The sequence below is a fragment of the Paraclostridium benzoelyticum genome (genome assembly GCF_001006285.1).
GTDB classification, from domain to species: Bacteria; Bacillota; Clostridia; order Peptostreptococcales; family Peptostreptococcaceae; genus Paraclostridium; species Paraclostridium benzoelyticum.
In genome coordinates this window covers 1-2,760 of the sequence record NZ_LBBT01000084.1, presented here as the reverse complement: position 1 = coordinate 2,760, position 2,760 = coordinate 1, and the positions used below count along the sequence as shown (strand labels likewise).

General features: G+C 28.4%; 3 protein-coding genes. All 3 read left to right on the top strand.

Features of this window, described 5'->3' with window-relative positions:
• Positions 1 to 786, top strand: a 786-nt coding sequence (locus VN21_RS03910; protein ID WP_046822137.1) for a VanW family protein, incomplete at its 5' end; no start/stop codon positions are given.
• A 105-nt stretch (positions 787 to 891) separates the two neighbouring features.
• Entirely contained in the window at positions 892 to 1,362 is a 471-nt protein-coding gene (gene trmL, locus VN21_RS03905; protein ID WP_021431704.1) for a tRNA (uridine(34)/cytosine(34)/5-carboxymethylaminomethyluridine(34)-2'-O)-methyltransferase TrmL, read from the top strand.
• 215 nt (positions 1,363 to 1,577) lie between these two features.
• Positions 1,578 to 2,606, top strand: coding sequence for a BMP family lipoprotein (locus tag VN21_RS03900; RefSeq protein WP_046822136.1), 1,029 nt, complete (start codon positions 1,578 to 1,580; stop codon positions 2,604 to 2,606).
• Positions 2,607 to 2,760 lie beyond the last annotated feature (154 nt).

Here is a 2,760-nt window from a genome sequence, read left to right as displayed (position 1 = left end):
TATACAGAAATTATAAATCCAAAATATACTTATGAGAAGTTGGCAAATATAAATACATTATTAGGCCAATATGAAACAAAATTTAACTCTAAAAATCAAAATAGAGTTAGTAATATAAAATTAGCTATAAATAAAATAAATAATGTATTGATAGACTATAATGAAGAGTTTTCGTTTAATAATATCATAGGTAAAAGAAGTACAGAACAAGGATTTAAGAGCGCGCCTATAATAGTAAATGGAGAAATGCAATTAGGAATGGGTGGAGGAATATGTCAGGTGTCTAGTACTGTATATAATGCTGCACTATACTCAGGACTTGAAATCGTACAGGCTAGAAATCATAGTATACCTAGTGGATATATAGAAAAAGGAAGAGATGCTACTGTATCTTATGGAAATATTGATTTAATATTTAAAAATAATTATAAAAGTCCTATTCTAATAAAAAATGAGATAAGAGATAATAAAATAATAACTAATATATATGGGAATGAAAATGATAAAAAAATAGTAGATATAAGAACTGATATATCAGGAATTATAAAGCCTAAAACTATAGAAAAAGAAAGTAAAGCTTTATATGAAGGAGAAACTAGAATAGAGAGCAAAGGCAGAAATGGATACAAAGTAAAAACATACAGGGTTTATAAAAATGAAGATGGATCTTCTATAAATGAAGAATTAATTAATGAAAGCTACTACCCTCCTAAAGATAAAGTTTTAATAAAGGGAACAAAGAAAAAGGTGGATACAAGCAAAAACTTGAACTCTGAAATAATATAAATCTCCTAATGTAAGGAGATTTATATTATTTTATTTTTTTATAAGTTTTTAGAAATGAAAACTTTTGATATAATTAGATTTATAAAATGTTAAGGAGGATTACGTATGTCTTTAAACATCGTATTGGTAGAACCTGAAATACCACAAAATACAGGAAATATAATAAGGAGTTGCGCTGCAACCGGGACAACTCTTCACTTAGTTAGACCATTAGGTTTTTGTATGGATGACAAATATCTAAAAAGAGCAGGTTTAGATTATTGGGATTTAGTTGAAATCAAATATTATGATAGTTTTGATGAAGTAAGAGAACAAAATCCAGATGCTAAATTCTTTTACTCAACAACTAAAGCTAAACAAACACACTCAGATGTAAAATATGAAGAAAATTCATTTATAGTGTTTGGAAAAGAAACTAAAGGATTACCTGAAAGCTTAATAATGGATAATTTAGAAACTGCAATAAGAATACCTATGGTTGATATAGAAAAAGCTAGATCTTTAAATTTATCAAATTCTGTGGCTATAGTATTATTTGAAGCGCTAAGACAAATAGGATATCCTAATTTAAGATAAAGTGTATACTATATACTGATAAATAGGTTAGAAAAGAAGGTAAGAAATCTTATTGTGATTATGATAAAGTTTTCCTATCTTCTTATTTTTTTAAATTGTATACACTAAATATTAAAAAAAGTGAATAAAATTAAAATTAAATGTAGAAAATATTTTACATATAGTGTAAAATTTATGGTAAGAAATTATAAGAAAGATGTTCATAGGAGGTAATTATGAAACTTAAAAAGTTATTGTCTATAGGTCTTGTTACTGTATTAACAGGATCGATGTTAGTAGGATGTAGTCCTTCTAAAGATTCAAAAGACAGCAATTCAGGTGGGGATGACAAAGTAAAAGTAACTATGATAACTGACGTTGGTGGAGTAAATGACCAATCTTTTAACCAAAGTGCATGGGAAGGTCTAGAAAAAGCTAAAAAGGACTTAGGAGTAGATGTTAAGTACATAGAGTCTAAGCAAGAATCAGATTACGCTAACAATATAGAAACAGCAATAGATGATGGAGCTGACTTAGTAATAGGTGTTGGATTTAAAATGGAAAAGGCTATAGGTGATGCTTCAAAATCTTACTCAGATCAAAAATTTGCATTAATAGATGCTGATTTCGGTGGTAAACCGCCTAAAAACGTAGAAAGTATAATGTTTAAGGCAGAAGAATCATCATACTTAGTAGGATTAGTAGCAGGGAAACTTACTCAAACTAACAAAGTAGGATTTGTTGGAGGAATGGAAGGTCCAGTAATTGAAACTTTCCAAGCTGGATTTACAGCAGGAGTTAAAGCTGCAAAACCAGAAGCTGAAGTAATATCTCAATATGCAAATAGTTTTGCTGATCCAGCAAAAGGTAAATCTATAACTAATCAGATGATATCTAATGATGTAGATATAATATTCCATGCATCAGGTGATACTGGTAATGGAGTCATAGAAGCGGCTAAAGAAGCTGGTAAAAAAGCTATAGGTGTTGATAGAGACCAAAATAGTGTTGCACCAGAAACTGTTATGACTTCAGCTATAAAGAGAGTTGATGTTGGTGTTTATGATACTGTTAAAAACTTAGTTGATGGTAAGTTCAATGGTGGAAAAGTAACTGTTTATGGGCTAAATGAAGATGGAGTTGGAATAGCAGATACTACAAAAGAAGATGTAGCTCCTGATATATTAGAATTTGTTAACCAACAAGGTGACAAAATTAAGAGTGGAGAAATAAAAGTTCCAGCTACAATGAAAGATGTAAAATAATTAAATTAATTTAATAAAAAAGGCTAGCTAGGCTAGTCTTTTTTTTGTCCAAATTAACTATGATAAAAATTTAAATAAATTGTTTTAGATAAATAAATGTAAATTAGATTTAAAATGAATTTCTTATATTAAGGTGAATTAAATAATTAAAAAA

What these genes read in the sequence shown, in the direction of transcription:
- trmL (WP_021431704.1), top strand. Translation starts at nt 892, where the DNA reads ATGTCTTTAAACATCGTATTGGTAGAACCTGAAATACCACAAAATACA.
- VN21_RS03900 (WP_046822136.1), top strand. Translation starts at nt 1,578, where the DNA reads ATGAAACTTAAAAAGTTATTGTCTATAGGTCTTGTTACTGTATTAACA.